General features: G+C 69.8%; 24 protein-coding genes. 12 read left to right on the top strand and 12 right to left on the bottom strand.

Annotated features, from left to right (window positions below; genetic code table 11):
* Positions 1-58: 58 nt before the first annotated feature.
* Positions 59-1,243 (bottom strand): GDSL-type esterase/lipase family protein, encoded by a 1,185-nt coding sequence (locus tag OG199_RS02030; RefSeq protein WP_405827537.1) that lies wholly within the window; start codon positions 1,241-1,243, stop codon positions 59-61.
* Between the two features lie 151 nt (positions 1,244-1,394).
* Entirely contained in the window at positions 1,395-1,991 is a 597-nt protein-coding gene (locus OG199_RS02025; protein ID WP_401804729.1) for a TetR/AcrR family transcriptional regulator, read from the bottom strand.
* 70 nt (positions 1,992-2,061) lie between these two features.
* Between OG199_RS02025 and OG199_RS02020 the strand changes: the two genes are divergently transcribed.
* A complete protein-coding gene (locus OG199_RS02020; protein WP_356803164.1) occupies positions 2,062-2,553 on the top strand; it encodes an FBP domain-containing protein in 492 nt (163 codons plus the stop codon).
* A 242-nt stretch (positions 2,554-2,795) separates the two neighbouring features.
* On the opposite strand, the gene OG199_RS02015 is transcribed toward OG199_RS02020, so the two are convergent.
* The gene (locus OG199_RS02015) at positions 2,796-3,563 is read right to left on the bottom strand and encodes an SDR family oxidoreductase (protein ID WP_356803166.1); all 768 of its coding nucleotides are present in this window, start codon (positions 3,561-3,563) and stop codon (positions 2,796-2,798) included.
* A gap of 577 nt (positions 3,564-4,140) precedes the next feature.
* Between OG199_RS02015 and OG199_RS02010 the strand changes: the two genes are divergently transcribed.
* The gene (locus OG199_RS02010) at positions 4,141-5,004 is read left to right on the top strand and encodes an NAD(P)-dependent oxidoreductase (protein WP_405827534.1); all 864 of its coding nucleotides are present in this window, start codon (positions 4,141-4,143) and stop codon (positions 5,002-5,004) included.
* Between the two features lie 579 nt (positions 5,005-5,583).
* Positions 5,584-6,090 (top strand): Dps family protein, encoded by a 507-nt coding sequence (locus OG199_RS02005; RefSeq protein ID WP_405827532.1) that lies wholly within the window; start codon positions 5,584-5,586, stop codon positions 6,088-6,090.
* Positions 6,091-6,198: 108 nt separating this feature from the next.
* Here the strand turns inward: OG199_RS02005 and OG199_RS02000 are convergent, their stop codons facing one another.
* Positions 6,199-7,098, bottom strand: coding sequence for a helix-turn-helix transcriptional regulator (locus OG199_RS02000; RefSeq protein ID WP_405827530.1), 900 nt, complete (start codon positions 7,096-7,098; stop codon positions 6,199-6,201).
* Between the two features lie 205 nt (positions 7,099-7,303).
* Complete coding sequence (locus OG199_RS01995) at positions 7,304-7,765, bottom strand: cupin domain-containing protein (RefSeq protein ID WP_356803173.1); 462 nt, start codon at positions 7,763-7,765, stop codon at positions 7,304-7,306.
* Positions 7,766-8,336: 571 nt separating this feature from the next.
* Here OG199_RS01995 and OG199_RS01990 point away from each other — a divergent pair.
* The gene (locus tag OG199_RS01990; RefSeq protein ID WP_405827528.1) at positions 8,337-9,071 is read left to right on the top strand and encodes a calcium-binding protein; all 735 of its coding nucleotides are present in this window, start codon (positions 8,337-8,339) and stop codon (positions 9,069-9,071) included.
* 150 nt (positions 9,072-9,221) lie between these two features.
* Here the strand turns inward: OG199_RS01990 and OG199_RS01985 are convergent, their stop codons facing one another.
* Positions 9,222-10,052: an SDR family NAD(P)-dependent oxidoreductase gene (locus OG199_RS01985; RefSeq protein ID WP_356803176.1), complete on the bottom strand. Its 831-nt coding sequence runs from the start codon at positions 10,050-10,052 to the stop codon at positions 9,222-9,224.
* Positions 10,053-10,242: 190 nt separating this feature from the next.
* On the opposite strand from OG199_RS01985, the gene OG199_RS01980 reads away from it, so the two are divergent.
* The 4 genes from OG199_RS01980 (at position 10,243) to OG199_RS01965 (ending at position 14,023) form a co-directional block, all read left to right on the top strand.
* Entirely contained in the window at positions 10,243-10,917 is a 675-nt protein-coding gene (locus OG199_RS01980) for a TetR family transcriptional regulator (protein WP_401804745.1), read from the top strand.
* Positions 10,918-10,946: 29 nt separating this feature from the next.
* The gene (locus OG199_RS01975) at positions 10,947-11,615 is read left to right on the top strand and encodes an NAD(P)H-binding protein (protein WP_405827525.1); all 669 of its coding nucleotides are present in this window, start codon (positions 10,947-10,949) and stop codon (positions 11,613-11,615) included.
* Positions 11,616-11,829: 214 nt separating this feature from the next.
* Positions 11,830-12,237: a hypothetical protein gene (locus OG199_RS01970; protein ID WP_356803181.1), complete on the top strand. Its 408-nt coding sequence runs from the start codon at positions 11,830-11,832 to the stop codon at positions 12,235-12,237.
* Positions 12,238-12,571: 334 nt separating this feature from the next.
* Complete coding sequence (locus tag OG199_RS01965; RefSeq protein ID WP_405827523.1) at positions 12,572-14,023, top strand: purine-cytosine permease family protein; 1,452 nt, start codon at positions 12,572-12,574, stop codon at positions 14,021-14,023.
* Between the two features lie 262 nt (positions 14,024-14,285).
* Here OG199_RS01965 and OG199_RS01960 read toward each other — a convergent pair whose 3' ends face one another.
* Complete coding sequence (locus OG199_RS01960; protein WP_356803185.1) at positions 14,286-15,245, bottom strand: amidohydrolase family protein; 960 nt, start codon at positions 15,243-15,245, stop codon at positions 14,286-14,288.
* A 187-nt stretch (positions 15,246-15,432) separates the two neighbouring features.
* Here OG199_RS01960 and gcvH point away from each other — a divergent pair, with 187 nt between their 5' ends.
* Positions 15,433-15,828 carry a glycine cleavage system protein GcvH gene (gcvH, locus tag OG199_RS01955; RefSeq protein WP_356803187.1) on the top strand — a complete coding sequence of 132 codons (396 nt, stop codon included), beginning with the start codon at positions 15,433-15,435 and terminating at the stop codon, positions 15,826-15,828.
* 219 nt (positions 15,829-16,047) lie between these two features.
* Here the strand turns inward: gcvH and OG199_RS01950 are convergent, their stop codons facing one another.
* Complete coding sequence (locus OG199_RS01950) at positions 16,048-16,494, bottom strand: SRPBCC family protein (RefSeq protein WP_356803188.1); 447 nt, start codon at positions 16,492-16,494, stop codon at positions 16,048-16,050.
* Between the two features lie 442 nt (positions 16,495-16,936).
* Here OG199_RS01950 and OG199_RS01945 point away from each other — a divergent pair, with 442 nt between their 5' ends.
* A complete protein-coding gene (locus tag OG199_RS01945; RefSeq protein ID WP_405827521.1) occupies positions 16,937-18,097 on the top strand; it encodes an acyltransferase family protein in 1,161 nt (386 codons plus the stop codon).
* Positions 18,098-18,225: 128 nt separating this feature from the next.
* Here OG199_RS01945 and OG199_RS01940 read toward each other — a convergent pair whose 3' ends face one another.
* The 4 genes from OG199_RS01940 to OG199_RS01925 form a co-directional block, all read right to left on the bottom strand.
* Positions 18,226-18,633: a VOC family protein gene (locus tag OG199_RS01940; protein WP_356803192.1), complete on the bottom strand. Its 408-nt coding sequence runs from the start codon at positions 18,631-18,633 to the stop codon at positions 18,226-18,228.
* 158 nt (positions 18,634-18,791) lie between these two features.
* Entirely contained in the window at positions 18,792-19,184 is a 393-nt protein-coding gene (locus OG199_RS01935; protein ID WP_405827519.1) for a helix-turn-helix domain-containing protein, read from the bottom strand.
* A 167-nt stretch (positions 19,185-19,351) separates the two neighbouring features.
* Positions 19,352-21,583, bottom strand: coding sequence for a catalase/peroxidase HPI (katG, locus tag OG199_RS01930; protein WP_405827517.1), 2,232 nt, complete (start codon positions 21,581-21,583; stop codon positions 19,352-19,354).
* Positions 21,576-21,962, bottom strand: a complete 387-nt coding sequence (locus OG199_RS01925) for a hypothetical protein (protein WP_405827515.1) — start codon at positions 21,960-21,962, stop codon at positions 21,576-21,578. Before OG199_RS01925 ends, katG begins: the two co-directional genes overlap by 8 nt.
* 159 nt (positions 21,963-22,121) lie before the next feature.
* On the opposite strand from OG199_RS01925, the gene OG199_RS01920 reads away from it, so the two are divergent.
* Both OG199_RS01920 and OG199_RS01915 read left to right on the top strand, forming a co-directional pair.
* Complete coding sequence (locus OG199_RS01920; protein ID WP_266707090.1) at positions 22,122-22,532, top strand: Fur family transcriptional regulator; 411 nt, start codon at positions 22,122-22,124, stop codon at positions 22,530-22,532.
* Positions 22,533-22,663: 131 nt separating this feature from the next.
* Complete coding sequence (locus tag OG199_RS01915) at positions 22,664-23,422, top strand: IclR family transcriptional regulator C-terminal domain-containing protein (RefSeq protein WP_356801260.1); 759 nt, start codon at positions 22,664-22,666, stop codon at positions 23,420-23,422.
* Positions 23,423-23,512: the final 90 nt, after the last annotated feature.

The raw sequence follows: 23,512 nt of genomic DNA, 5'->3' as shown, positions 1-23,512 counted from the left end.
ACTGACGTGGGCCCAGGCCGCCTTGCGGGCGATGCTGGACCGCAGTTCCCCGTGCCGTTCAGTCACCCGTGGTGGCGAGCGGCCCGCCGGGGGAGAAGGCCAGCGCGGCGAAGCGTTCGCCCATGCGGCGGTGGGTGGCGGCGTCCGGGTGGAGTTCGTCGGGGAGCGGCAGTTCCGCGGCGTCCGCCTCGCCATAGAGCTCGCGGCCGTCGAGGTGGTGCAGGTTCGGGTCCTCGGCCGCCCTCTGCCGGACGATGCCGTCGAGTTCGGCCCTGATGACGCGCAGGGTGAGCTTTCCGGCGGCGGTCTCCGCGGGATCGCCCGTCGCGCGGAAACGCAGTTGTCCGGCGCTCAGTGCGCTGAGGTCGGGGGCGCTCGGGCCGGGCGTGTCCTCGTGGATGGGGCACAGGACGGGCGACACGACCAGCAGTGGCGTGGTCGGGTGGCCCTCTCGGATGGTGTCGAGGAAGCCGTGGACGGCCGGAGTGAACGCGCGCAGCCGCATCAGGTCGGTGTTGACGAGGTTGATGCCGATCTTGACGCTGATCAGGTCCGCGGGGGTGTCCCGCAGCGCGCGTGCGGTGAACGGGTCGAGCAGGGCGCTGCCGCTCAGCCCGAGGTTGATCAGCTCCACACCGCCGAGGCCTGCGGCCAGCGCGGGCCAGGTGGTGGTGGGGCTCGCCGCGTCGGAGCCGTGGCTGATCGAACTGCCGTGGTGCAGCCACACCGCGCGGCCCCGGTCCGGCACCGGCTCGACGGGTGCGTCGGAACGCAGGGCGACCAGCTCCGTGGTCTCGTTGTGCGGCAGCCAGATCTCGACGTCCTTCACACCGGCGGGTAGATCGGCGAAGCGGAGGGTGCCGACCGGGCCCGGTTCGGTTCTCATGGATCCGGTGGTCATGTCGATGGTGAGGACATTGCCGCCCGCCACGCTCGCGTGACCGGCCAGGCGGCCGTCGACAAGCAGGTCGTACACCCCGTCCGGACGCGCCGGGGCGCCCACGTAGGCGCGTTTGGTGGGCAGCGTGTCCAGCTCGACGACAGTGGCCCGGGTGCGCAGAACCAGCCGTACGCCGGCGGGCTGGGCCTCCGCCATGGCCAACTGGCCGTCGGCGCACTGGGCGCGGGCGCGGGCCGGCAGCCGGTGGGGCAGTACACCCTGCTCCGTCCGTTCCAGTTCGAGGGCGCCACGCAGGAGATCCGCGGTGAGGGGCGTGGTGATCAGGGCGTTGTCGTTGCTCATGGTCCGGTGCCTGTACCTGTTCGAGTCGGTGCGTCGGTGCGTCGGTGCGTCGGTGTGGCTGTGCGGCTGGCGCGTCCGGTGTGTGTGGCGCGTCACGAAGGGCCTTGTGCCGCTCTGGACGGCGGCGACCGGTGGCGCTCTGCCCGTGACGTCAGGCCGGTGGGCGAGAGGGGCTCTGCGCGGGCGCGGACCAGGTGCGCAGCAGGGTGTCGAGGGCGTTCACGACCCACACCCAGGATTCCTGGGAGTCGGGGGCGCTGTGACTGAAACCTCCGCTCATCTCCAGGGTCACGTAGCCGTGGAACGTGCTGCCCAGCAGCCGGACCGCGTGGGTCTGGTCCGGTTCCGTCAGGTCGTAGCCGCGCAGGATCGCCCGCGTCATCCGCGCGTGCCTGACCCCGGCGCTGGCGGAAGCCGTCTCCGGATCGAGCCTCAGCTGCGCCGCGGCGTAGCGGCCGGGGTGTTCTCGCGCGTAGTCCCGGTAGGCGTTCGCGAAGGCCGTGAGGGCGTCCTTGCCGGCCCTCCCCGCCAGGGCGGCGGCGACCCGGTCGGCCAGTTCCCCCAAGGCCAGCAGAGCGATCCTGACCTTCAGGTCGTGCGAGTTCCTCAGGTGCGAGTACAGGCTCGCGTCCTTGACGCCGAAGCGCCGGGCGAGCGCCGCGACGGTCACCTTGTCGAAGCCGACCTCGTCGGCCAGCTCCGCACCCGCCAGCGTCAGCCGCTCCGCGGTCAGCCCGGCTCTTGCCATGACCATTCACCCATCAGTCAGAGTCACTAAATGATTTGCCTAACCCTCTTAGGCAATTTACTTTACTCCCATGGAACCGCTGACTGAGCAAGAGATCCGTGCCGCGTTCGTGAACTGCACCAAGGGCGAGGCCAGGCGTCTGTCCGTCCCGCGCGACCTGGCCGACCGACCCTGGGAGGATCTGGACTATCTCGGCTGGCGGGACCCCCAGGCCCCCGACCGCGCCTACCTGGTCAGCCCGCTCGACGGCGGGCTCAGGGCCCTCGCGCTGCGCTGTCCCAGCCCCGGCGCCCAGCAGATGCGTCGCAGCATGTGCTCGATGTGTCTGACCACCCATACCGGGGGTGTGTCCCTGATGGTCGCGCCGAAGGCGGGCAAGGCGGGGCAGCAGGGCAACTCGGTGGGCGCCTACATATGCAGCGACCTCGCCTGCTCGCTGTACATGCGCGGCAAGAAGGACGCGGGTGTCGGCGGCCGCCTGCACGAGTCGCTCACGCTGGAGGAGAAGGTCCAGCGGACGGTGTCCAACATCGCCGCGTTCATGGCCAAGGTGACGGCGTGACCGTGGTGAACCGCAGGCCGGCACGCGGTTGAAGGGACGGCGGCTCGGGTCCCCGTAGCTGCCGGGCGGGACTTCCCAGGTCGAGGCGCCCGCGCTGGGCGGATCAGTTGTGGATCAGCGCCGCCGGGGCCCGTGGCAACCGCCTGAAGGCCGGACGCGGAGACCATGACGCGGACGACGTCCCGGTCGGCCGTGCCCTACGACCACCTGACCCTCCTTCGCGCGACCCTGCTCTTCTCCGGTCAGAACCAGCCGCCGTCGGCCTGGATGGTCCGGCCGGTGATGAACGAGGCGTCGTCCGACACCAGGAACGCGACGACCGCGGCGATCTCGGCGGGTTGCGCCATCCGGCCGAGCGAACTGGCCGTGCGGATAAGGGTGTTGAAATCAGTGTCGACGTCGGGGTGGACGTAGTGGGAAGCCGCGTCGGTGGACATGTCGGTGACGGTTCCCCCGGGCGCGATGGCGTTGATGGTGATGCCGCGCCGGCCCAGTTCGGGACTGAGGTTGAGCGCCATGCATTCGACGGCGGCCTTGCTCGACGCATAAAGGGCGTGGTGGAAGACCGCCTTGTGGGCACTCCGCGATGACGTCAGGACGATTCTTCCTCCCTCACCCATGTGCCGTACGGCGTTCTGCACGGCGAAGAACTGGCCTCGTGCGTTGATGGCGAAGACACGGTCGAAGTCGGCGGGAGTGACGTCGGCCAGGCTGCCGAAGTGCTCGACTCCGGCATTGCTGACCAGAATGTCCAGCCCACCCAGAGCTTCGGCGGCCTCATCGGCCAGCCGCCGGATCTGGTCCGGATCGCCGACATCGGCCTTGATCGCGACCGTCCGGCGTCCGTCGGCGGTGATCTCGGCGGCGAGCGCCTCCGCCGCGTCGCCGTTGCTCCGGTAGTTGATCGCCACGTCTGCCCCGTCATCGGCGAGTCTGCGGGCCACAGCCGCGCCGATCCCTCGTGCGCCACCGGTGACCAGGGCCTTCCTGCCTGCCAGTCTTCCGCTCATCGGACTTCTCCCGTCCACGGGAATCCGGCGGTCACGCCGAATGCGGGCAACACGGTGTACCGGGCCGGGATGCGGGGCGGCGGACGACCCGCTTCACCACGCACAGGCGGTCCGGGACTGCCGTGACGGTGCTCGTCGCGGCGGGCGTTTCCTCGTTCGCCACCGGACCGTCCTTACAGAATCGCCCCGGCCCGGGCACCGACGCCACTCGAAGGAAGGGCCGGCCGGACGCCGGATTCTCAAGGGCCACGCAGGGGTCGGCCCGTGGCGGAGCTGTCGGTCGTATCTCCGGTGCCGCAGGTACGTACGTCCCATATAGTGCGTTTTGCGAAAGTGGCAGGTCTCTGACGTCACTCCCGACGTCGGCTGGGCTGCCGCATGCGGTCGCGCGCCTTCAGGGCCGGGGCTGAATCCGATCGCGGTGGCACCAGGGCGCGGGCGCCCTCACGGTCATCGCCCCGGCCTCCCGCGGAGTCGTCGCGACGGTCACCCTCGGCACCAGCCCTTACGGCGTCGCTGTGACCGGGACCCGCGACGTACCACCGGACCGACCAGGGGCACAGAAAAGGGGTCTTCCATGTCTCAGGCTTCCACCGTCGCTGTTCTGGGCGCCGGCGCACTCGGCGCCGCGATGGCGATGCGTCTCGGGGATACCGGCCACGAGGTACGGCTGTGGAACCGTACGGAGGACAGGGCCCGCGCGGTTGCGGAGCAAGCGGCCGGTGTCACGGCGGTGGGGGCGGTGGAAGACGCGGTCTCCGGCGCGTCCGTCGTCATCACTGTGCTCCGTGACGGCGACGCGGTCACGCAGGTCATGTCGGATGCCGTCGGCCGCCTCGACGACGACGCGGTCTGGGTGCAGGCGAGCACGGTGGGACCGAGGTACGCCGGCGTGCTGGCAGGCCTGGCCCGTGATCACGGTGTCGCGTACCTCGACGCACCGGTCTCGGGAAGCACCGCTCCCGCTCGGCAGGGCAAACTCGTCTGGCTGGTCGCCGGCCCTGAAGACGTCCTCGCGCGGGCGCGTCCCCTGCTCGACGATCTCGGCTCGTCCGTGCTCCACGTCGGGACGGGAGTCGAGGGCAGCGCCGTCAAGCTCGTGGTCAACGCCTGGATGGCCGCCTCGACGGTCGCCATGAGCGACGTCCTCGCGCTGTGCGACGCACTCGGCATCGACCACGCGACGTTCGTCCGCGTGCTCGAGGCCGGCCCGCTCGCCATGCCGTACGAGTTGCAGAAGGTAGGCGCCATGGACGACGCCTCGTACGCGCCCGGATTCGCGGTGCAACTCGCCCTGAAGGACATCGAACTGGCCGCGGCAGCCGCCACCCCCAGCCCTCTGCTCGAGGCCGTACGGGACCGCCTGGAGGCGACCGTCGCGGCAGGCCACGACAGGGACGACCTCGCCGCCGTCGACTACTTGAGGAAACCTCCGTCGTAGTCCGCAGTCGTAGTCCGTATGCGGGCGGTCGTTCCGGTCGCGGCCACCTGGGTGGGGCCGCCGAGCAGGAGCAGGGCGGCAGCCAGTGCGACGGTCGGTACGGGGCCTGCTGCCGGCGGTCCTCCGGTCCCGTCCCGTCCGCGACGCGCAGCCGTTCCTGACGGCCCGCCTCCGCGTGCCTGGCCACGGGCGTCCGGGCGGCCGACCTCCCCCGGCCGCCGGCCGGGCAGCCGTCGCGCGCCACGTCTTCGGACGGCACCGGCCGTGATCCGGAAGGGCGCGTCCGATCCGGCGACCATGCCGCGCCGCGGCCGAGAGAGGCCAAGCGGGTTCGCACCCACACCGACAGCGCAGAGGTGTCGTCATCGCGCGGGTGGTGCTCGGCCACTCGGCCGGACGGGGCAGGAAAGGCACGACTGAGCGGGGCGTGCCCGGCTGTAAAGCGCCGACGCGACCGGACGGGCAGGCGGCCGAACCCCGGTTGCGGCGCAGAGATGTGTTCGTAGGTTGGGAGGCGTCAGCCGACGGGCCTCCAGCGTCCAGGGGCCCACTCCCTTGTGCTCTCGAAGGAGAGATGCCATGACCGTTTCCTCTGCCCCCGGGGGCTCCCGGCGTACGCAGACCGATACCGCCGGATTCACGGCCTCGCCGCAGCTTGCCCAGGCCTTGCAGCAGATCGTGGTGGACCTGGTCGAACTGCACCTGCAGGGGAAGCAGGCCCACTGGAACGTGGTCGGCCACAACTTCCGGGACCTCCACCTGCAGCTGGACCAGGTCGTCGACGACGCGCGGGAAGGGGCCGACACCATCGCCGAACGCATGCGGGCGCTGGCGGCGTTCCCTGACGGCCGTACCGACACCGTGGCGGCGACCACGACCCTGCCCGCGTTCCCGGAGGGCGAGCAGAGTGTGAGCGCCGTCGTCGACCTCGTCACCGCACGCCTGCGCGCCACCGTCGACACGCTGCGCACCCACCACGACCAGGTCGACAGCGAGGATCCCGCCACGGCCGACCTGCTGCACGGGATCATCGACACGCTGGAGAAGCACGCCTGGATGGTCAGCGCGGAGAACCGATCCGTCTGACACCGCTCCCCGAAGTGGCCTGCCCTCGCCATCCCGCCCGGCACTGACGGGATTCCGCACGGAACCGGCGGCTCGGCGCAGCGAGGAACCGGCCCGAGAGCCGCGGAGCTAACCCGGGTGGGAGAGTTCCGAGCCGGGATGGCGTGGACCGTCGTGGCGCGCCCGGTAGGAGGTACGCAGGGTGTCGAGTTTCCGTGCGTCGGTCGCGGCCGCGGCCGCGTACGTGACGATCCTGAGATCGGAACCGGCGGCCATCAGGACGTCCAGGTCGAGGGCGATGTCACCCACCACGGGATGCTCGATGGTCTTGCGGTCGCCGACGAGGGCGCGGGCGGTGCCGTTGAACCACAGCCGTGAGAAACGCGGACTGCTTCCCAGCATGCGTTCGACGAACGAGGCCAGCCGCGCGTCGGCGGGATGGGCGGCCACCGTCACCCGCAGGTCGGCGACAAGGGCCTCCTCCTCGGCCGCGTCGCCGCTCCACGACCGCACCGGCCACGCCGCGACGGCGCGCGGCCTCCGTCCGCCGTGCGCACGGAATATCCCGGCGACGAGACTGCCCTCGTCCCAGTCGTACGTACGGGGGTCGCCGACCGTGACGGACCACATGGCGTTCCAGCCGATGATCGTCCAGTCGGCGGCGAAGACCGCGACGGGCACGTCCGTCAGCTGACGCACGAGTCGGTGCACCCGCGGCGGCACGTGCGTGGACACGTTCCCGTCCGCGGGCGGTGCGAGACGGGCGCAGCGGAACAGGTGGTCGCGCTCGGCCGGGTCCAGACGCAGGGCTCTCGCCAGGGCGGTCACGACCTGGGCCGAGGGGTGGCGGGCGCGGCCCTGCTCCAGCCGGATCACGTAGTCCACCGACAGGCCCGCGAGCCGGGCGAGTTCCTCACGGCGCAGTCCGGGTATGCGCCGGTGCGCCTCGGCCTCCAGGCCGCCGTCCAGCGGCGAGAGGCGTTCGCGCCACCCCCGCAGAGCGGTGCCGAAGTGGTGCGTCGATGCCATACGGACCATCATCGAACGCCCGGCGCGGACGAGGGGTTGGTTCGGTCGGGGCGAAACACGTTCTTTGCGTGCCGTTTCCTCCTGGTCGCCCGTGCCGACGAGAGGTGCGGGGGTGTCCGCCCAGCGTGCCCGGATGAAGACCGCTGCCGTACGCGGCGCGGTGGCAGCCGCGCCGTCACCCCCCGATGTCGAGCGGGGGCGCGGATCAGCGCGGCGGACCGACGATGACTTGACCGTACGTGTCGGCGGCCTCCGCCATACGGGTCTTGGAGATCTCGAAGCCCTCGGGACGAGGGGTCGTCAGGTCCCTTCCCACGTACCGGAACATGCCCTCGATGCCGCCGGGAGTGCAGATCATCAGCAGGTCGGCGGTGTCCGAGGTGATCCGGTACCCGTGCGGGACGTTGCGGGGCAGGAAGACGATGCCGCCCTCCGACAGTTCCCTCTCCTCGTCGTCGCACCACAGCAGCGCGCTGCCCTTGAGGAGCATGAAGACCTCGTCCTCGCGCGTGTGCATGTGGTACGGAGGGGCTTCGCCCTTGCTCACGGAGAACCGTCCGACGGTCAACTGCCCGCCGGTGGCCGCGCTGTCCAGGAGTACGGCGAACTCCCCGCCGTCGAGCCATTCGAGCTTCTGCTGCTGATCGGGCTGTGCGAGGTAGGCCATGGTCACGACGGTGTCCGTTCTGCGCGGTCGGCGGACGGGGAGCGTGCTTCGAGGGGTGATCTCCGAGGGGATGAGCGCGGTCGCGGGGCACCGGCGCCGCCCTGGGGCACCGGAGTGCGACGACGGTGGTCGATGTCGTCGCCGGATCCCGTCGTGCCCCGTGTTCGATCATCCTCGGGGAAACGCGGGGGCCGCCAGGCGCGAGGGTGGGAACAGCAGTACCACCCCACGTGCCGGCCCTCGTCGGCCAACTCGCGTCGGCGGCGCCGCTGTTCATGTTCCGTTATGGAAATCCTCACCCCGACGTCACCCGCCTTTTCCTGCCGACTTTCCGTTGCGCGAGGCGTACCGGAATTTGTTCCGTGCGCAATGGAGGGCAACCAATTGCCTACCCCGAGGGTCAAACGTGTGTTGTCAGGAACCACAACCGCCTCCTGGAGGCCATGCAATGCCCTCTTACCCCATAAGTCGTCGGGCTTTACGCGCCTCGGCCCTCGCGCTCGTTATCGGCGCGGGACTGACCGGTCCGGTCGCCCTGGCCACCACGGCCGGAGCCGCGGCCTCGTCGGCCATGGCCGCTGTCAACGACTACGACTGGCAGCTCACCTACAAGGCGGCCGCCGGCCAGACCAACAAGGTGACCATCGCCGAGTCGTACACCAGCGGGCACGAGGCCATCACCTATGTGATCGACGACATCGTGCCGATCAACGCGGGGCACGGCTGCTCCCACCCGGTCGCTACGGACCGCACCAAGGTCTCCTGCACGGTCGCCGCATTGGAGAGCCAGGACCCGTACGCCGCCCTGGAGATGAGCCTCGGCGACGGCAACGACACCGTCACCTCCCACAACGCCACCGGCCAGGTCTACTACCTCAACCGGATCGACCTCGGCTCCGGCAACGACAGGCTGACCGACAACACCGGACTCGACGGCAACGAGGTCGTCGGGGGGACCGGCGACGACACCATCACGGTCGGCAAGCTCGCGTCCGTCAACGCCGGTGACGGCAACGACACGGTCAACGCCGACGGCGGGGACAACATCGTGAGCGGCGGCAACGGCAACGACGTGCTTCGGGGCGGCGCCGCCGACCAGATCCTCAACGGTGACGACGGCAACGACACGATCTACGGCGGTACCGGCGACGACTCGCTGTACGGCGGAAAGGGCAACGACGTCCTGTACGGAAACAGCGGCGCCGACAAACTGTACGGGAACAGCGGCGACGACGAACTGTACGGCGGTCCCGGCACGGACACGCTTTCCGGCGGCCCGGGCAGGAATATCGTCCATCAGGACTGACAGTTCCGCCGTCCGGGGAATTGCGTGGCGATCCGTGCGGTTCCCCGGACGTGAACCGCGACTTCGCGGTTGCCTTTCGCCTTGACTTTCTTCCTTCCGCTGACGCGTACGCTGAATCGACGGCGCCACCCCGGGTGGCCGTCAGGCCGGTCAGTCGGAGACGGACGCGGACACCTCGCGCCACTTCTCGTCGGACTCGGTGATCGCCCGGGAGGCGGCCTGGGCGATCTCGTAGGCCTGGGCGCCGAGCACGATCCGGACGGGGGCGTCCTGCCGTCCGGCGAGGTCGCGTACCACCTGGGCGACCTTGACGGGGTCGGACTCCGCGGAGTTGGACGTCGAGCTGCTCCGGATCATGTCGGCGAAGGTGCCCACCGTCTGCTGGTAGGGCTCGCTGACGGGCGGGATGGTCATGGACGATCCCGCCCAGTCGGTGCGCATGCCGCCCGGCTCCAGCACGGTCACCTTGATGCCGAGCGGGGCTACTTCCTGGGCGAGGACGGTGGAGAAGCCGCCGACCGCCCACTTCGCGCTCTGGTAGGCGCTCAGCCCCGCCGAGCCGACCCGGCCGCCGACGGAGGAGACCTGGAAGATGTGCCCGAAGCCCTGCTCGCGAAGGACGGGCAGCACGGCCTTGGTGACCTGTACGACGCCGTAGAAGTTCGTGTCGATCTGGGCGCGGAAGGCGTCCAGAGTGACGTCCTCGACGGAGGCGATGTCGCCGTAGCCGGCGTTGTTGACGACGACGTCGTAGCGGCCGAAGGCGTCGAGGCCCTCCCGAACGGCGCTCCGGACGTCGTCGTCGCCGGTGACGTCGAGGGTCAGGGGAAGGATCCGATCGCCGTGACGGGCCACGAGGTCGTCGAGCTGGGCGGAGTCGCGAGCGGTGGCCACCACCCGGTCGCCGGCCTCCAGAGCGGCTTCGACGAGGGCGCGGCCCAGACCGCGGGAGCTTCCGGTGACGAACCAGACCTTGGACATGGACGTTCTCATTTCTTCCTGATGGAGGGGGAGCGCGGGACTGTTCCGCTGTGAACGGCCCTGCGGACTGCTGGTCCGCCGGGTCCGCTGGGAGCGCCGGGGTAATTGCAGACCGGCGGTCTCTTCTGTGCCCCACCGTAAGGGACCGCTGGTCTGATGTCAAAAGACCGACAGTCTGTAACATGGCGGCATGACGACTTTCCAGCGTGCGCGCAGCGAGGAGCAGCGTGGGATCCGCCGACAGGCGATCCTCGACACCGCGGCCGCGATGCTCGACGAGATGCCGGTCGGCGAGGTCAGCCTCAATGAGCTGAGCCGACGTGTCGGGCTGGCCAAGTCGAACGTGCTGCGGTACTTCGAGTCCCGCGAGGCGATCCTGCTCGAACTGCTGGACACCGCCTGGACGCGGTTGATGGGCGAACTGCCCGACCTGCTCGCCGCCGGCGTCGGTCCCGAGCATGCGGTAGGGCAGCGGGGTGACGAGTTCGCGGCGGTGTTCACCCGCTCGCTCGCGGAGCGCCGGGTACTGTGCGATCTGCTCAGCGCGCAGGCCGGCGTCCTGGAACACAACGTGTCGGCGGCGGTCGCCGCCCGGTACAAGAGGGCGGCCATCGGCAACGTCGACGCACTGGCCGGCCTCGCACGCCAGTACCTGCCCGAACTGGGCGACGGCGCAAGGCTGTTCAGTGCACAGGCCTTCATGATGGTCGGTGCCGTCTGGACCCACGCCCGGCCGTCCCCGGGCATGCTCGCCGCCTACGACGCGGACCCGTCGCTCGCGGCACTGCGCATGGACTTCGCCTCCACCCTGCGGGAGATGGTGGCCACCCTCATCGCCGGCACCCTCACCCGTACGGCGTCCTGACCGCCGTCTCACCCCACCCGGGAGCAATCATGCGCGTGGCCCTGTTCGGAGCGTCCGGAATGGTGGGGCAGGGCGTGCTGCGCGCCTGCCTCCAGGACGGGGGGATCGAGGAGGTGGTGCTCGTCGTGCGCACGCCGCTGAAGACGGAGCACCCGAAGATACGGGAGGTCGTGCACACGGACTTCACCGACTTCGGCGCGGTCCAGGGCGAGTTGGAGGGGCTGGACGCCTGCTTCTTCTGCCTGGGCGTCTCCTCGGCAGGCCGGGACGAGGAGGAGTACACCCGGATCACGTACGACTTCACGCTGGCCGCCGCCCGCGCAGTGAGCGTGAACAATCCTGAGCTGACCTTCACTTACGTATCGGGGGAGGGGACCGACAGCACGGAGTCCGGCCGTTCGATGTGGGCGCGGGTCAAGGGCCGTACGGAGAACGCATTGTTGGCCATGCCGTTCCACGCCTACCTGTTCCGTCCCGGCTACATCCAGCCGCGCAACGGAGCCGTCTCCAGGACGTCGGGCTACCGCCTGATGTACGGGCTCACGTCGTGGCTGTACCCCGTTCTCCGCAGGCTGGTCCCCAAGTACGTGACGACGACCGAGCACCTGGGGCGCGCGATGATCGCCGTCGTCGCGCTCAAGGGAGGTGGCCCGTCGGTGCTGCACAGCTCGGAGATCAACCGGCTCGGAGCCGAGTGACGCGGCGGGACGGCGACGCGCCTTCCCCGGCGAAGTGTGGGTGAGTACCGGCTCGGGGAGTTCCGGTGGCGGCGCCCGGCGACACGAACCAGGATTCCATCAGGATCGAAGTGATCGCCCCCCGGCATCGGCGCTCGCCATAGTGGTCGCATGCGTCGTCCATCGGCGCACGTGACCGTTCACCGCTCGGTGGACGACAACTCCGGGGGAACATATGCGTGTTCACAAGAAACTCGGTACGGCGCTGGCGACCGCGGCGCTGGCCGTCGGATTCGGCGCGGTGGCGGCCCCGTCCGCGCACGCCGCCGCGGGCTGCTGGACCAATGACGGCATCAGGTGGTACTGCAACAACGTCTCGGGCGCGGCCGTCTACGGAATCATCGGCAACAACCACTCCTACCCGGACCCCGACAAGATCGTCGGCCACATGTACTCGAACCCGAGCTGGTTCTACTGCAAGGAGGACGGCCAGGCATGGGTCGGCGGGCCGCACCCGACCCGCTGGCTGATGACCGTCGCCGACAACGGGCAACTGGGGTTCATGAAGGACACCGCGATCTACAGCGAGACGGACCCGGTGCAGAACTGCTACCCGGGCCTGCAGGCGACACCCGCGCGCTGACACGGCCCCTGGCCATGTCCGGCACGCGGCGAGAACGGCGATCGCGCGGGGCGAGGACAAAGGTGTGGGACCAACGGATGACGTGCCGGCCCGCGAGCGATCCGGGCCGGCACACCGCCCGGCGGATGCAGAGTTCCCTTGACGAAACCATGGAGACCTTCGGACGACCAGCCGAACCATGGCCACCACGTACGCGTCGGCCGGAGGCACGGACCCGGTGCGTGGTGCGCTTCCCGGCCCGGCTCCTTCCCGACCCGTGCGGCTCGGGGCATGATCGTGGCGACAGATGATGAATGATCTCATCGCTCGGTGATCCCCCTCGAAGGAGGCGCTCGTGTCGACGTCATCGCAGCCACGGGTATCGGGTCTGGAAATCCGTTCCATCGACTATGTCCCCCTGGACGAGCGGCATGGAAAGCTGTGGCACCTGGGGCCCCTGTGGTTCATGTCCAACGCGCAGATCGCCACACTGGCGGTGGGCCTCATCAGCATCACCGGAGGCGGCAACCTCGTCTGGTCGCTGATCGCGATCGCCGCGGGCACGATCCTCGGCACGTTCTTCATGGCCTTCCACTCCGCGCAGGGCCCGCAACTGGGACTGCCGCAGATGATCCAGTCACGGCCGCAGTTCGGCTACGTCGGAGCCCTGTTGGTGTGGCTGTTCGCCTATGTGCAGTACGCCGGATTCAACGTCTTCAACACGATCCTGGCCGGCGAGGCCCTGCACAGCACGGTGCACGGCGGAGTCAAGCCCTGGGTCGTCGTGGTCACGCTCATCGCGTTCGTCATCGCGCTGGTGGGCTACGACGTCATCCACCGCGCCGAGCGGGTCCTCACCTACGCCTTCCTCGTCATCTTCGGGGTCTTCACGGTGGGCATCCTGGTCACCCTGCACTATCCCGCCGGCTCCTTCGACCTCGGCGGCTTCAAGTGGACGCCGTTCCTCGCCCAGTTCGGCGTGGTCGCCGGCTACCAGATCAGCTGGGCCATCTACGTCTCGGACTACTCCCGCTACCTCCCGCCCGACGTGACCGTCCGCAAGACGTTCTACTGGACGTACTTCGGGTCGGCGCTCGGCGGTATCTGGCTGATGACCCTCGGCGCACTGCTCGCCGGGTGGGCGGGCAAGGACTTCGAGACGATCCGCTCGATCAACGCGGCGGGCGACAAGGTCTTCAGCGGGTTCGGCGCCATCGTGCTGCTCTTCGCCGCCCTCGGCCTGGTCTCGGTGACCGCGCTCAACATGTACGGCGGCTCCCTCACCCTCATCAGCGCGATCGACTCGTTCAGGAGAGTGCGGCCGACCGTCGCCGTACGACTCGTGACACTCGGACTCACCGCCGCGCTCTCCGTGGTGGGCGCGCTGGCCGCGACCGCCCACTTCCTGGAGAACTTCAACGACTTCCTGCTGCTGGTGCTCTACCTGTTCATCCCGTGGACCTCCGTGAACCTCATGGACTACTACGTGGTGCGCCGCGGCCACTACGCGGTCGCCGAGATCTTCAACCCCCGTGGCATCTACGGTCGTTGGGGCTGGCACGGCATCGTCGCCTACCTCGTCGGATTCGCCGTCATGGTGCCCTTCTTCTCCGTCGGCACGCTCTACGTCGGGCCCGCCGCGCATGCGCTCGGTGGCGCGGACATCTCCTTGTTCATCGGGCTGCCCGTCGCCGCGGTGCTCTACTGGCTGTTCACCCGCTCGATCGACGTCGAGGCCGAGACACGCATCGCCGAAGAAGAGCTCACGGCTCTGGAATCGGCCGCCCACGATCACCGGGAGCCATGACCTACGCCCTCGACCGCCGTCGACGCACTCGGTCCGCGCGTCCGCCACCCGGTTTCCCGGGAGACGAGGACTGCGCTATGCTCGATCATGAGCTTCCCGGCCGAACTCCGGTCGCCGCTCAATGCGTTGGTGGTCCAAGGAAAGACGTCCCGCTTCCTGCGGGAAGATGCAGGTGCAAGGCCTGCCCGGCGCTCCACTCAACCCCGTCTCCGGGCTTCCGGAGACGGGGTTCCTGCTTTCCCCGGGAAGTCGGGTCGGCACGTCAGGGTGCGGACAGTCCGAGCAGGTCCGCCGCGTTGGTGTCGAGGATCATCGTGACCTCCTCCGGACTCAGCCCCGAGTCGGCGATGTGGTCCACGGCCCGCAGGAACACCTCCCCGTCCTCGTACGGGAAGTCCGTACCGAGCACGACGCGGTCCGCCCCGAAGGACGCCACCGCGGCGACCAGCGCGGGCGGATGCGCATGGCTGACCGTGTCGTACCAGAGGCGGCGGGCGGCCACCGAGGGCGGTTCGGGCGTGCCGGGGGACTCGAAGGCCAGATGGTTGTCGAGCCGGCGCGGCAGCAGCGGCATCGCTCCGCCCAGGTGCGACGCCAGGACGCGCATCCGCGGATAGCGCGCGGGGATGCCCGCGAGGATCAGGTGCATGATCGCCACCGTGTCCTCGACCGGCGCCCCGACCATCCATGTCAGGTCGTGCTCGGTGATCAGCGGGCTGGCGGCGCCCTCGCCGGCCGGGTGGAGGTACAGCACCGCACCGCGCCGGTCCAGCTCCTCGTAGAGGGGGTGGAAGAGGGGATCGGCGAGCGTGCGGCCGAGGACGGTCGTGGTCACGCCGACACCGACCGCCCCCAGGTCGTCGAGGGCGCGGGTGAGCTCGCGCAGAGCCGCGTCGACATGGGGGAGGGGCAACGCGGCGAAGGCCCGGAAGCGTTCGGGGAACCGGGCCACCAGCTCCGCGTACGAGTCGTTCGCCGCCTCGGCCAGCGCCACGGCGTCGGACTCCCCGGACAGGTGCGGGGACTGCGGGGCCGTGGACAGCACCTGAAGGTCGATGCCCGCACGGTCCATCAGCGCGAAGCGGGCCTCCAGATCGGCCTCCGTCGCGTCGGCGCCGATCCCGCGCTGGGTACCCGTGTCGGACTTCCCCAGCCGTTCGAGACGGTCGAGGTAACCCGCGGTCCACAGATGGGCGTGCACGTCGATACGCGTAGGGGTCACCCTTCGATGGAACGCCCGGGAAGCGGTGCGGGCCACCCGACGGGGTGAGCGTTTCACCGGCACGGAACGCACCAACACGGTCTCTGCGGGCCGTTCGGGTGGCGATGCACGGGAGGCCGGACGGGCTCGCGCAGACTGGCCCCGCCGACGCGACCGTTCGGCATAGGACAGCCCCGAAGGAGTCTCCATGTCGAACGTCCCGAACGAGCTGAAGTACACCAGGGACCACGAATGGGTGCGGGTGACGCGTGACGGCGTGGTGCGCGTCGGCATCACCGACCACGCCCAGAAGGAACTCGGCGACATCGTCTTCGCGGAACTGCCCACCCTGGGGAACAGCTTCTCCGCGGGCGAGCCGTTCGGCACCCTCGAGTCGGTCAAGGCGGTGACCGAGGTCTACGCGCCGGTTTCGGGAGAGGTGACCGCCCTCAACGATGAGCTCAGCGACAGCCCCGAGAGGGTCAACGAGGAGCCCTACGGCGACGGCTGGCTGATCGAGATCAAGTTCACCGACAAGAGTGAACTCGACCAGCTGCTCAGCGACGACGGGTACGAGAGCTACATCAGCGAAGGCCGCGAGTAGCCCCTGAGCGGACGTGAGCGCGGTGACGGGCGCGCCGTGCGGATGTGATCGCGTCACCGCTGACTGCACCGCCCCGGCGGCCGTACCCGGCTCCGCCCCGACGCACGCGGCGCCTGCCGCCGCACAGCACCGGAGCCTCGCGAAGAGGACCCAGGACCCCAGGCGGACGATCCGGGTTCGCGGATCACCGCAAGGGGTCCCTATTGATACTTCCGTCCCTCAGGACGCCTCCACCGCAGCCTTGATCCGCCGCCCGAACGCGTCCGCGTCCTTGCGCGCCGCACTCAGCGCGAGGCCCACCAGAAGCTTCCCGATGCCGTGGCCCTCGAGGACGTTGAAGATCCTGACGTGGGTGGTGCCCGCACCGGTGGACTCGAGGTCGTAGCCACCCTGGTCGGCCGTCACGACGTTCTTCGAGACCTCCGTCCACCGGATCCGCCGGGGCGGGTCGAACTCGGTGATCCGGAACTGCCGGCCCGTCTTCATGCCCGCGTCCTTGACCGTGCTCGTGAAGACCGTGCCCACCGCCGTCGGGCCCTCCGGCGTCTTCTTGATCTCCTGCACCCTGGGGCTGAACTTCGGGTCGTTCGTGCCCTCGGCCAGGAAGGCGAAGACCTCCTCGACGGGGCGGTTGATCTCGGCTGTCGCCTCGAACTGACCGGCCACGGTTCCTCCTGTGCTGCGATCGCTGGGGCTCCGGCTGAGTGCACGTGAGTCCGCCGAGCAGGCTCAGCCTACGGGCCCGGTCCCACCAACGCGTCCCGTTGCCGGAGTCGGGCCGCCGACCACGGTCGCGCGAGGTCCGACACACCCAAGAGGGCCTGGTTTGACCCCCGGCAGGTCCACAAAGGGTAGTAATGGCTGGATGCACGTAAGTGGCTTCGACCCCACCTGTGAACGTCCTGTCCCGGACGCCGGCCCCTGGGCGGGCGCGTCATGGCCGGACCGGTGGGGCCGCCGAGCGGCATCACGCCTCCCGCGGACCGAGTGGAGCCCCCCGGGCTCGCGGAGGCTGGTGTGACGCTCCCCACGAGGCCGGAATGAAACATGACGAACAGGTAACGCTCTCCTTCATGCCCTCCACGAACACCCCTCGGCAGGTGACGCGATGACATCGGCGACCCGGACGACCTGGGCGCCGGCCCCGACAGCGACCACGACCGAGTCCGCTCCCACGCCTCGGCCGCCCTCGCTGCCCTCGCTCACCGGACTGCGGTGGGTGGCGGCGTTGCTGGTCTTCGGGCTGCACGTGCACAACTTCGGCTACTTCGGGGACACCGGCGGCCGCATCATGGCGTGGGGATTCGGGGCGGGTGCCAACGGCGTCTCGTTCTTCTTCGTCCTCTCCGGCTTCGTACTGATGTGGTCGGCACGGCCGCGCGACCGTGCCGTGGCCTTCTGGCGGCGGCGTGTCGCCCGGATCTACCCGGTCCACCTCGTCACCGCCGCGATCGCACTGGTCATGGGATTCACCCTGTCCGGCCAGATGAGGCCGACCCTGAACTCGGCGCTGGCGAATCTGCTGCTGACGCACTCCTGGTGGCGTCCGTGGTGGCAGACACTCGACCCCGTCAGCTGGTCGCTCGCCTGCGAGGCCTTCTTCTACGCGGTCTTCCCGCTGCTGGCCCTGGGACTGCGCCGGATCGAGGCGCGAGCAGTGACCGTCGTCGCCGGGCTGTCGGTGCTGGCGGTGCTGGCCCTGGCCTGGTCGGACGCGCACCACTGGATGAGCCAGCCGGTGTACTCCTTTCCCGCGGCCCGCCTCCCCGAATTCGTCCTCGGTGCCGCCGTCGCCCGTCTGGTGTTCCTCGGACGCTGGCGCGGGCCCGGCATGGAGGCCTCACTCGCCCTGACGATCATCGGCTACTTCCTGGTTCCCCAGGTCACCCCCGGGTATTCGGCCACCACCTGCACCATCATCGGCTTCGCCCTGCTGATCCCGGCGGCGGCCGTCGCCGACCTGCGGGGACGGCCCTCACTGTGGCGGCACCGACGTCTGGTGCGGCTCGGTGAACTCTCCTTCGCCTTCTACATGATCCATCTGCTCGTCCTGCGGGCCGGTATCAATCTGCTCGGGAAGTCCCCGCACTTCGGTGTGGCGGCCGGACTGACCGCCACCGCCGCGGCGTTCACCGTGGCACTGGGACTGGCCTGGCTCCTGTACGAAGGGGTGGAGAACCCGGCCCGGGAACTGCTGCTGCGCCGCCGAGGCGGAAAGTCGAAGCCGCCCGTGACCGAGCAGGACAGAGGCGTCGTCCGAGGAGGCTAGGGGCCGTCCCGGGCGGACGGCCGTGGGGTGGCACGGACCGCCCGACGGGCCGACCGCGGGCGGGTTCGGCACCCGGACGGTCGGCCTGTCACCGTCTCCCGCCACCGTGACCGTGGCCGGGGGCCGCCTTAGGCCAGCTGGGTGAAACGGATGTTGTTGCCGAAGGGGTCACGGAGGCCGCAGTCGATGCCGTACGGACGCTCGGTGGGCTCCTCGGTGAACTCGACGCCCCGGCCGAGCAGCGTCTCGTACGTCTTGCGGCAGTCGTCCGTGCTGAAGATGAGCGAGCCGCCGGTCGCGCCCTTGGTCACCAGCTCCCGGACCTGCTGCGCCGTCTCCTCGGACAGGGCCGGAGGGCCCGGCTTCTCGAGGAGGATCTGCCGATCGGGGTGTCCCGGGACGTTGACGGTCAACCAGCGCATGAAGCCGAAGTCGACATCGGAATTGACCTCCAGGCCGAGCTTGCCCACGTAGAAGTCGAGGGCCTCGTCCTGGTCGAGGACGTAGATCTGTGAGTGCGTGATGGCGTTGAACATGGACGTCACGCTACCGGGCGGCCCAGGCGGAAACTTGTCCAAAACTGCTCAGTCGACGGCCTGCGGGAAGGCCGGGGGGCGGGCTGCGGGGGGCCGGGGGAGAGGGGTCCGAACCACCGCGGGAGGTCGGTGTCTCCGACGGCCTCCGGCCCGGTGGGTCAGCCGGTGGGCCGCATCCACGCCATGGTGAAACACGTGGGTACGTTCGCGGGGGTCGCTTCCTTGCGGTACGCCCTCGGTGACCGGCCGACGATGTCGTGGAACGTGCGGCTGAACGTTCCGGGGCTGCCGAAGCCGACCGCGAAGCAGATGTCCGTCACACTGCGATCGGTCTCCCGCAGCAGGAACATCGCCCGCTCGACCCGGCGTCGCTGCAGGTAGCGGTGCGGTGTCTCGCCGAACGTGGCGCGGAAGGTGCGGGTGAAGTGGGCCTGGGACACATGGGCGATCCGGGCCAGGGCCGCGACGTCCAGCGGCTGCGCGCAGGCGCGGTCCATCGCGTCCCGTGCCCGCAGCATGCGGCGGTTGGTGTCTTCGGTGGCGCGGCTCACGGCGTCATCACACCATGATTCTCCGTCGTCCCTCACCCGTCCGGACCCGTCCGGCGGGTGCCCCGGGCCGTCCGCATCCGTGGAAGCGCTGGGTCGGTGCCCGCACAGGGACCCCGAGAGGAGTCCGGGCCGGCCGGCGCGGGGCCGGCCGGCCCGGACGTCATGCGTCAGACCAGATCGAAGCGGTCGAGGTCCATCACCTTGCTCCACGCCGCGACGAAGTCGTTCACGAACTTCTCCTTCGCGTCATCGCTCGCGTAGACCTCCGCGAGCGCGCGCAGCTCCGAGTTCGACCCGAAGACGAGGTCGGCGCGGCTGCCGGTCCACTTGACCTCGCCCGTGGCCGCGTCGCGACCCTCGAACGTGTTCGCGTCCTCGGAGACCGCCTTCCACGTCGTCCCCAGGTCGAGCAGGTTGGTGAAGAAGTCGTTGGTCAGCGCCCCGGGGGTCGTGGTGAGGGCGCCGAGCGAGGACTGCTGGTAGTTCGCGCCGAGCACGCGGAGACCACCGACGAGGACCGTCATCTCGGGAGCGCTCAGGGTCAGCAGGTTCGCCCGGTCGATCAGCAGGTACTCGGCCGGGAGCCGGTTGCCCTTGCCCAGGTAGTTGCGGAACCCGTCGGCGGCCGGCTCGAGCGGAGCGAACGCCTCCACGTCCGTCTGCTCCTGCGAGGCGTCCGCACGGCCCGGGGAGAACGGGACCTCGACATCGAAGCCGGCGTCCTTGGCGGCCTGCTCGACGGCGGCACCGCCGGCCAGCACGATCAGGTCGGCGATCGAGACCCGCTTGCCGCCGGTCTGGGCGGAGTTGAAGGCGCTCTGGATTCCCTCCAGGGTGCGCAGCACCGTCGCCAGCTGGTCGGGGTCGTTGACCTCCCAGCCGCTCTGCGGCTCGAGGCGGATGCGCGCGCCGTTGGCGCCGCCGCGCTTGTCGCTGCCGCGGAAGGACGACGCCGACGCCCAGGCGGCGGACACGAGCTGGGCCACCGACAGGTCCGAGGCGAGGACCTGGCTCTTGAGGGAGGCGATGTCCCCGGCGTCGACGAGCTCGTGCGTGACCTCGGGCAGGGGGTCCTGCCACAGCAGCTCCTCGGCCGGGACCTCCGGACCGAGGTAGCGCACGACCGGGCCCATGTCACGGTGGGTGAGCTTGAACCATGCGCGGGCGAAGGCGTCGGCGAACGCGTCGGGGTTCTCGAGGAAGCGCCGGGAGATCTGCTCGTAGGCAGGGTCGACGCGGAGCGCCAGGTCGGTCGTCAGCATCGTCGGGGCGTGGGTCTTCGACGGGTCGTGGGCGTCGGGGACGGTGGTCGCGCCCGCACCGTCCTTGGGCCGCCACTGGTTCGCGCCCGCGGGGCTCTTGAACAGCTCCCACTCGTAGCCGAACAGGATCTCGAAGAAGCTGTTGTCCCAGGTGACGGGGGTGTTCGTCCAGATGCCCTCAAGACCGCTGGTGATCGCGTCGCCACCCTTGCCGGTGCCGAAGGAGTTCTTCCAGCCGAGGCCCTGCTCCTCGAGCGGGGCGGCTTCGGGGTCGGCGCCGACGCTGTCCGCCGGGCCCGCGCCGTGGGTCTTGCCGAAGGTGTGGCCGCCCGCGATCAGCGCGACGGTCTCCTCGTCGTTCATGGCCATCCGGCGGAACGTCTCGCGGATGTCGCGGGCCGCGGCGAGCGGGTCCGGGTGGCCGTTCGGGCCTTCGGGGTTGACGTAGATGAGGCCCATCTGGACCGCGCCGAGGGGGTTCTCCAGCTCCCGGTCACCGGTGTAGCGCTCGTCGCCCAGCCAGGTGGTCTCGGGACCCCAGTAGACGTCCTCGTCGGGCTCCCACACATCCGCGCGACCGCCGGCGAAACCGAACGTCTTGAAGCCCATCGTCTCCAGGGCGACGTTGCCGGTGAGGATCATGAGGTCGGCCCACGAGATGCTCTGCCCGTACTTCTTCTTGACGGGCCACAGCAGCCGGCGGGCCTTGTCGAGGTTGCCGTTGTCCGGCCAGCTGTTGAGCGGCGCGAAGCGCTGCTGCCCGGCGCCGGCGCCGCCGCGGCCGTCGCTGATGCGGTAGGTGCCCGCGCTGTGCCACGCCATGCGGATCATGAACGGGCCGTAGTTGCCGAAGTCGGCCGGCCACCAGTCCTGCGAGTCCGTCAGCACCTCCGCGATGTCCCGCTTCACGGCGGCGAGGTCGAGGCCGTTGAACGCCTCGGCGTAGTCGAACTCCTCGCCGAGGGGGTTGGCGACGGCCGGGTTCTTGGCAAGGATCTTCAGGTTGAGGCGATCGGGCCACCACTGGCGGTTTCCGCCGCCCTGCGTCGGGTGCGTGGCACGTTCGTGCGCGACGGGGCAGCCACCTCCGCCCTCCGTCTTCGCGTCTACGACGATTGCATCATGGTTCTCAGACATGGGAATCCTTCCGGACCAGGCGGATCGTGGTGCTCAGGTACTGCGGGTGGGGGAACAGCCGGGGCAGGGGCCCCGGTGGACGACTCCCGGCCTCGACGGCCGGGAGGCCGTGATCGTCGTACGGGTTCGGACGGGGCGCCGGGGCGCAGACCGGTCCGATGCGGCGAACGGGCGCTGCTGCGCCGAGCGTGGGGAGATCCTCACGGACGGCCCGAGGGGAGACGCGGTCCGCGCGATCGCGCGGACCGGACGTGGCCGCCCCGATGCCGAGGTGGTCACGCTCCCGGACGGTCGCGAGCCGTGCGACGCGGGCGGCCGTCACCCTCGGGCCGGCACCGCGCAGCTTCCCGGCGGTGGTCCCGTCACATCTCTGTCTCATGCCGTTTTGGAGTCTTCCTGTCCCTTGGCCAGCGCCAGAACCGATCCTACGATGGACAGAGTCTTAGTCAAGAAGCGCGCCAAACCCGTATCCAATAGGAGCCCGGACGTTCACTGGTAAAATTCGGGTATCCCGCCGAACCTGAATAGGTGAACCGATATGAGTGACCTGCTGGAGCGACTGCGAGCGCGTGGCTGGCGGATGACCTCCCAGCGACGTGTCGTCGCGGAGGTCCTCGACGGCGACCACGTCCACTTCACCGCCGACGAGGTGCACGCCCGCGCCGCGCAGCGACTGCCCGAGATCTCCCGGGCGACCGTCTACAACACCCTGGGCGAGATGGTCTCCCTCGGTGAGGTCATAGAGGTCGCGACGGACGGCCGCGCCAAGCGCTACGACCCCAACGCCCACCACGCCCACCAGCACCTGGTGTGCTCCAACTGCGGCACCATCCGGGACGTCCACCCGACCGGGGACCCGCTGGCCGACCTCCCGGCGGTGGAACGTTTCGGCTTCCAGGTGTCCGAGGTCGAGGTCACGTACCGCGGGCTGTGCCCCTCCTGCGCCTGAGAGCCGTACCCGCGAGCCGTGGCGGGCGCGCGACGGCAGCCGACGACCTCTGACGCACCTCGTCGCGCCGCCGGAGCCGCGAACGGGGCAGGTGTGTTGCCCGCGCCGCACACTCGGCGCACGCTGGTCCTATGGGTGCTCACGACGGCCCCACGCTCATCGCGTCCGTTCAGCGGGCCTTCCGCCTGCTGGAGGCCGTGAGCGCGCACGAGAACGGCGCTCCCGCGAAGCAGCTGGCGCGCGAGACGGGCCTGCCGCTGGCCACCGCGTACCACCTGCTGCGGACGCTGGTGCACGACGGATACATACGGAAGCTGGACGACGGCGGCTTCATCCTCGGGGACAAACTCCAGGCGCTGCACAGCACCGCCCACAGCCAGACGCTGCTGAGCCGGATCCGTCCGACGCTCGCCGCGTTGCGGGACGAGCTCGCGACCCCTGCCTACCTCACCTTCTACGAGGAGGGCGAGATCCGGGTCGCGGAGATCGTCGACGGTCCCCGGGCACCCCGGGTCGACCTCTGGGTGGGATTCGAGGACGCCGGCCACGCCACCGCTCTGGGCAAGTCCGTACTGCGGGAACTGGACGGCGACGCCCGCAACGACTACCTCTCCCGGCACGGCCTCGCCGACCTCACGCCGCGGACCGTGACCAGTACCTCGGAGCTGCTCCGGCGGCTCGACTCCTCACCGGTGGCTCCGGCCGTCACGGACCTTGAGGAGTACGCCCTCGGCACCGTCTGCGTCGCGGTGCCCGTCTACTGCGGGGACACGCTGGGCTCGCTCGGCGTCTCCCTGCCGGCGGAGCGCGTCTCCCGGCTCGAAGACGTCGTGACACGGCTCATCCCGATCGCAAACCGTGTCACCAGAAGTCTCTCTCTCACTATCTGAAATCTGTCTCCTTGTGAGGCTCGGACCGAACGCGTTTCCTGGATGAAACGGACATACCGGGAATGTGATCCGGCACACAGGTGAGGACTG

The sequence above is a fragment of the Streptomyces sp. NBC_01176 genome, assembly GCF_045039825.1.
Lineage (GTDB): Bacteria > Actinomycetota > Actinomycetes > Streptomycetales > Streptomycetaceae > Streptomyces.
This window is presented reverse-complemented; position numbering and strand designations above follow the sequence as displayed.